This window comes from Mycobacterium sp., assembly GCF_049281135.1.
GTDB lineage: Bacteria > Actinomycetota > Actinomycetes > Mycobacteriales > Mycobacteriaceae > Mycobacterium.
Genome location: NZ_JBAPRN010000385.1, coordinates 1 through 6,237 on the forward strand (window position 1 = coordinate 1; position 6,237 = coordinate 6,237).

Here is a 6,237-nt window from a genome sequence, read left to right on the forward strand (position 1 = left end):
GCGGGGAACATCGCATCGGTCTTGATGTTCGGGTACGACTGCTTGGGTTGCTTGGCCAGCTCCAGCAGCGGAGAGATCGCGACCAGCGCGGCCGGCTCTTCGTGTACCTGTTGAAGCCGTTGCGCCAGAGCAAGAGCCAGATAACCGCCGGCCGAATCACCGGCCACCACGATCTGGTCCGGCTGGTATCCGCGCAGGCGCAGCCAGCGGTAGGCGTCGTGGCAGTCGTCCAGCGCCTGACCGATCGAATGCTTCGGGATGAGCCGGTAGTTGACCACCAGCACCGGAGAGTCGGCAAACTTCGACAGCGCGTTGACGATTCGGCTGTGCGAGTTCACCCCGCACGTCAAAAAAGCGCCACCGTGCAGATAGAGCACCACCCGTCGCTTGCCGTCGGCGGGCAGCACGCCCGGCGCGCGGACCAGCTGGGCCGTGCAGTGCGGCAACTCGACCGTGCTGCGGACGGTTCCGGGCCCGGGCAGCAGCATCCGGGACGCAAAGTCGATGATGCCGAACGGAAATGGGACGTGCGGGATGTAGCTGACCACGCCCAAAGCGGGGCGGATCGTGAGGCGACAAGCCAACGACGCCATCATTCCGGGGAGGCTGGGTCCACTCTCGACGACCTCGACCGGCACGCCGTCGCTGATGGGAAATCTGCGGGCCCGCAGCACGTCACGGGCACGAACTGCGGTCCGGGGCGCGCCCGAAACCTTGCTCGGTGCGGTCATGCTCAACACTCCTACGCCGTTGTAGTGCGATGACATGTCGACGAAGCAGCGGAAGAAAGCACCATCAGCCAACTTCGTGAACTTAGCTTGACACTTTAAAGAACTTCAACAATCAAAGAGTCTGATTCGATACCAAGATTGCTCCGACCCGTAATGGCGCGAGAGCCGGGGTTCGGAGGGTCCAGTGGTCCGGGACATAAACTGTTCGCGTGGTACGACGCGCACCGCGAGGTTCGATCACGGCGCTGGCCGCGGCAGGCGCGCTGGCATCGACCGGCACCGCCTATCTGGGAGCGCGCAATCTGCTGATCAGCCAGGCGGCCAAGGCACGCAGCGTCATCCCTAAGTCGTGGGACGTCCCGCCGCGCGCCGACGGTGTGTACGCGCCAGGCGGCGGCCCGGTGCAGCGCTGGCAGCGCGGGATGGACGTCGACCTGCACCTGATGATCTTCGGTGACTCGACCGCAACCGGGTACGGCTGCCGGATCGCCGACGAAGTTCCCGGCGTGCTGATCGCCCGCGGATTGGCTGAGCAGACCGGTAAGCGGGTCCGGCTGAGCACCAAGGCGATCGTCGGAGCCACCTCCAAGGGCTTGTCCGGACAGGTCGACGCGATGTTCATCGCCGGGCCGCCACCTGATGCCGCCGTCATCCTGATCGGCGCCAACGATGTCACCAAACTGAACGGCATCGGCGCCTCGTCGCGCAGGCTGGGCGCGGCGGTGCGACGGTTGAAAGCCAGCGGCGCGGAAGTCGTCGTCGCCACCTGCCCCGATTTCGGGGTCGTCAAGGCGATCCCACAGCCGCTGCGATGGACGGTACGCACCCTGGGACTGCGGCTGGCCCGCGCACAGTCCGGCGCCGTTCGGTCCGCCGGTGGTGTGCCGGTGCCGCTGGCCTCGCTGGTCAAGACCGAATTCCGGCATGCGCCCGAGCAGATGTTGTCCGATGACCAGTTCCACCCGTCGGCGGCCGGCTACGCGCTGGCCGCAAGCCAGCTGCTGCCGGCGCTCTGCCAGGCGCTCGGCCACTGGGCCGGCGAGCCGGCCCTCTCGTCGGCAACCGGCACCGAGGCCGGTCCCGGCAACCTGGCGCTCCGGCTGATCTCGCGACTGTGGCGCCGACCCACCACCGGGGTACCGGCACCGATCGTCGTATCTGCCCCCGGCTAAGCGACTCGCTTCCTCGCAAGGCTAGATTCGGGTCCAGACCACACCGCAGGAGATGGAGCCGACATGCCGGAAGCCGTCATTGTTTCAACTGCCCGTTCACCGATCGGTCGCGCCATGAAGGGGTCACTGGTCAGCATGCGGCCCGACGACCTCGCGGCGCAGATGGTGCACGCCGCACTCGACAAGGTGCCGGAGCTCAACCCGCACCAGATCGACGACCTGATCCTCGGCTGCGGCCTGCCCGGTGGCGAGCAGGGGTTCAACATGGCCCGCGTGGTCGCCGTCGAACTCGGCTACGACTTCCTGCCCGGCACCACCGTCAACCGCTACTGTTCGTCGTCGCTGCAGACCATCCGGATGGCCTTCCACGCGATCAAGGCCGGCGAGGGTGACGCGTTCATCTCCGCGGGCGTCGAGACGGTGTCGCGCTTCGTCAAGGGCAGCTCGGACTCGTTGCCGGACACCAAAAACCCGCTATTCGAGGACGCCGCGGAGCGCACGGTAAAGGCAGCCGAGGGCGCCACCGACTGGCACGATCCGCGTAAAGACCACGCCATTCCCGACGTCTACATCGCGATGGGTCAGACCGCCGAGAACGTCGCCATCCTGACCGGGATCAGCCGCGAGGACCAGGACCACTGGGGCGTGCGCAGCCAGAACCGCGCCGAGGAAGCCATCAAGAGCGGCTTCTTCGAGCGTGAGATCGTCCCGGTGAAACTCCCGGACGGCAACACGGTCAGCACCGACGACGGGCCGCGGGCCGGCACCACCTACGAGAAGATCAGCGAGCTCAAGCCGGTCTTCCGCCCCAACGGGACGGTGACCGCGGGCAACGCCTGCCCACTCAACGACGGCGCCGCTGCGGTGGTGATCACCAGCGACACCAAAGCGAAGGAACTCGGCCTCAAGCCGCTGGCGCGCATTGTGTCGACCGGAGTGAGCGGCCTGTCCCCGGAGATCATGGGCTTGGGCCCGATCGAGGCGAGCAAGAAGGCCCTGGAGCGGGCCGGCCTGTCGGTCAAGGACATCGACCTGTTCGAGATCAACGAGGCTTTCGCGGTGCAGGTGCTCGGCTCGGCCCGTGAGCTGGGCATCGACGAGGACAAGCTGAACGTGTCCGGCGGCGCGATCGCGCTGGGCCACCCGTTCGGCATGACCGGCGCCCGGATCGCCACCACGCTGCTCAACAACCTGCAGACCCACGACAAGACGTTCGGTCTGGAGACCATGTGCGTCGGCGGCGGTCAGGGCATGGCGTTGGTCATCGAGCGGCTGAGCTGACACCGCAGCACCCATCTCGGCGTTTTGCCGCCAAAACTGGCGTAACCACACGGTTCGGGCATGGAATCACCCGGACTGGGTTACGGTTTGCCAGCTGCCGCCCGGTGGCCTACGCATCCGAGTTCAACTCGGTCGAAGAGGAGCGGCGCGATGACTATTTCCCGGAAAACAATGGCAATAGTGACGGCCGCGGTGGCAGTCACGTCAGTTTCGGCGGCCGGTTGCAGCAGCAATCCGAAGTCACCGACGGCCTCGTCGACGTCAGCCACCGCGGCCACGACAAGCCACAGCTCGGCAGCGAGTTCGGCGCAGGCCCAGTCCGCCGACTACGCCCGACTGCTGATCCAGGCCAGTGACATTCAGGCGCCGATGGCCTTCACCGCCGGGCCGGTGATACCGAACCCGAATGGCCAGGCCGGGGTGGATACGACGTTCAGCAACGACGACAAAACTCGCCAAATCCACGACACCATCCTCGTTTTTGGTGATCCTGCTGCCGCGACAAGCGCGCTGGACGCTGCCAAGGCCAAGCTGGGTGATTCCGTCCATGGCACACCCGGACCGGCTGCCGTGGGAACCGGGGGCACCACGGTCTCGGGCAACTCACCGGACGGCGCAAAGAGCGTCATGATGGTGCTGTTCACCGAGGGCAAGGCGTTCGCCACTCTGAACTTTGTCGGCCCACCTGACGTGCTGCCGCCACCAGACTTCGCCACCGACCTCGGCCAAAAGCAAGACACGGCCATCAAGAACGGACTGTCTGGCTGAGCCGAACCGGGCCGCAGCTTTGAGCGGAGTACAAAAAAGCCGGCACGTTGCGCACGTGCCGGCTTTTTTTGTGTCAAGCGCTAATCGTTCTGAAAGTAGCTGAGCAGGCGCAGGATCTCGAGGTAGAGCCAGACCAGGGTCACGGTCAGGCCCAGCGCGATACCCCAGGCGGCCTTCTCGGGAGCGCCGGCGCGAATCATCTGGTCGGCCGCGTCGAAGTCGATCAGGAAGCTGAACGCCGCGATACCGATGCAGACCAGCGAGAAGATGATGGCCACCGGGCCGCCGCTGCGCAGGCCCAGGCCCTCGCCGTGGCCGACACCGAACATGCCCAGCACCAGGTTGCCCAACATCAGGGCCAGCACACCGAACATGCCGGCGACCAGCATCCGGGTGAACTTGGGGGTGACTCGGATGGCGCCGGTCTTGTAGACCACGAGCATCCCGGCGAACACCCCGACGGTGCCCAGGATCGCCTGCCCGATCATTGCGCCGCCGTTGGTGCTCGACACCGAGAAGTTGGCCAACAAGAAGGAGATCGCTCCGAGGAACAATCCCTCCAACGCGGCGTAGGTCAGCACGACCACCGGGTTGTCCTGCTTGCGAGCGAAGGTCGCGATCATCACCACGGCCAGACCGCCGAAGGCGCCCACGAAGGTGAACAAGCCCGCCAGTGCCTGGTTGGCTTCCACCATGAAGTACGAGACGACGGCGACCGCCGACAGCACCGCCAGGGTGATCCCGGTCTTGGTGACGACATCGTCGATGGTCAGCGGGCGGGAAACGCCGGCCCGCTGGTCGGTGTAGGGGGCATAGGGGTTCGCCTGATGCCCGTATTCAGTCGCGGCTCCCGCGACGCCACTGCCAAACTGCGCGTATCCGCCACGCTGCTTGGGCAGCGAGCGAAATACCGGGTTGCTAGTTTCCCGCACCGTCGGTTCCTCTCGTGAGCTGTGTCTTCGAGCTGTACGAACAAGTGATCAACGAACGGTAGTCCAGCCGGGTTCCCAGCGGAAGATTTACCCGAATGTGCGGCCAGTGCTACTCCAGATAAACCTTACCCGCCGGGCACCCTGGCGGGGGTAACGATCTAGATTGCTCCTCAGGGCCCGACCTGCATTCGACGAGGGATTCTGCAAAGCCACTCACCGAGGGGAGACCACACGCGTGACGGACGAATCCGACGACATTGCGAGCCGCGTCGACAACGGCGTCGGCTTTGTGACGCTGAACCGGCCCAAGGCGATCAACTCACTGAATCAGAGCATGGTCTCTCACTTGCGCGCGATCCTCACCGCGTGGGAACAGGACGACGCGATCAGCGCGGTGGTGCTCTCCGGGGCCGGCGAGCGCGGGCTGTGCGCCGGCGGTGACGTGGTGGCGATCTATCACAGCGCCCGCGCCGACGGCGCCGAGGCCCGGCGGTTCTGGCACGACGAATACCTGATGAACGGTCAGATCGGTCGCTACCCGAAGAAGTACGTCGCGGTGATGGACGGCATCGTGATGGGCGGCGGAGTCGGGGTCGGCGCGCACGCCAACACCCGGGTGGTGACCGAGACCTCCAAAGTCGCTATGCCCGAGGTCGGTATCGGCTTCATCCCGGACGTCGGCGGGGCTTACCTGTTGTCGCGCGCACCGGGATCGCTGGGTCTGCACGCCGCGCTCACCGGGGCGCCGTTCTCGGGGGCCGACGCGATCGCCCTGGGTTTCGCCGATCACTACGTGCCGCACGACAAACTGGATACGTTGCGTCAAGCCATCGCCGCGGACGGCGTCGAGTCGGCCATCGCCGCCCACGCCGTCGAGCCGCCGGCCAGTCAGCTTGCCGCGCAGCGAGATTGGATCGACGACTGCTACGCCGGCGACACCGTCGCCGACATCGTCGCCAGTCTGCGGGACCACGAAAAAAGGGGGACCACCCCCGCCAAAGACGCCGCGGACCTGATCGCGACCCGCTCCCCCATCGCTCTGTCGGTCACGCTGGAGGCCGTGCGCCGCGCCGCCAAGCTCGACACGCTGGAAGACGTTCTGGCCCAGGATTATCGGGTGTCGTCCGCCTCGCTACGTTCGCATGATCTGGTGGAGGGCATCCGGGCTCAGCTGGTCGACAAGGACCGCAACCCGAAATGGTCGCCGGCATCGCTAGCTCAGGTGAGCGCGGCCGACGTCGAGGCATACTTCGCACCCGTCGACGACGAACTGAAGTTCTAGGAAGGCAGCGATGACCAAAGCGTACGAAACGATCCTGGTCGGGCGGGATGAGCGGGTTGGCACCATCACCC

General features: G+C 65.9%; 6 protein-coding genes. 4 read left to right on the forward strand and 2 right to left on the reverse strand.

The genetic code is table 11. The annotated features are described in order from the left end of the window. Positions 1-731: alpha/beta hydrolase (locus WAN02_RS15355; protein ID WP_422265066.1), on the reverse strand; the 731-nt coding region annotated here is incomplete at its 3' end. Positions 732-940: 209 nt separating this feature from the next. On the opposite strand from WAN02_RS15355, the gene WAN02_RS15360 reads away from it, so the two are divergent. From WAN02_RS15360 to WAN02_RS15370, 3 genes are all read left to right on the forward strand, one after another. Next, positions 941-1,903 carry an SGNH/GDSL hydrolase family protein gene (locus tag WAN02_RS15360; RefSeq protein ID WP_422265061.1) on the forward strand — a complete coding sequence of 321 codons (963 nt, stop codon included), beginning with the start codon at positions 941-943 and terminating at the stop codon, positions 1,901-1,903. A gap of 63 nt (positions 1,904-1,966) precedes the next feature. Next, a complete protein-coding gene (locus tag WAN02_RS15365) occupies positions 1,967-3,184 on the forward strand; it encodes an acetyl-CoA C-acetyltransferase (protein ID WP_422265062.1) in 1,218 nt (405 codons plus the stop codon). 150 nt (positions 3,185-3,334) lie between these two features. After that, a complete protein-coding gene (locus WAN02_RS15370; RefSeq protein WP_422265063.1) occupies positions 3,335-3,952 on the forward strand; it encodes a hypothetical protein in 618 nt (205 codons plus the stop codon). A gap of 80 nt (positions 3,953-4,032) precedes the next feature. Here WAN02_RS15370 and WAN02_RS15375 read toward each other — a convergent pair whose 3' ends face one another. Then, entirely contained in the window at positions 4,033-4,884 is an 852-nt protein-coding gene (locus tag WAN02_RS15375) for a Bax inhibitor-1/YccA family protein (protein WP_422265064.1), read from the reverse strand. Between the two features lie 235 nt (positions 4,885-5,119). Here WAN02_RS15375 and WAN02_RS15380 point away from each other — a divergent pair, with 235 nt between their 5' ends. Then, positions 5,120-6,166: an enoyl-CoA hydratase/isomerase family protein gene (locus WAN02_RS15380; RefSeq protein ID WP_422265065.1), complete on the forward strand. Its 1,047-nt coding sequence runs from the start codon at positions 5,120-5,122 to the stop codon at positions 6,164-6,166. The last annotated feature ends 71 nt before the right edge of the window (positions 6,167-6,237 follow it).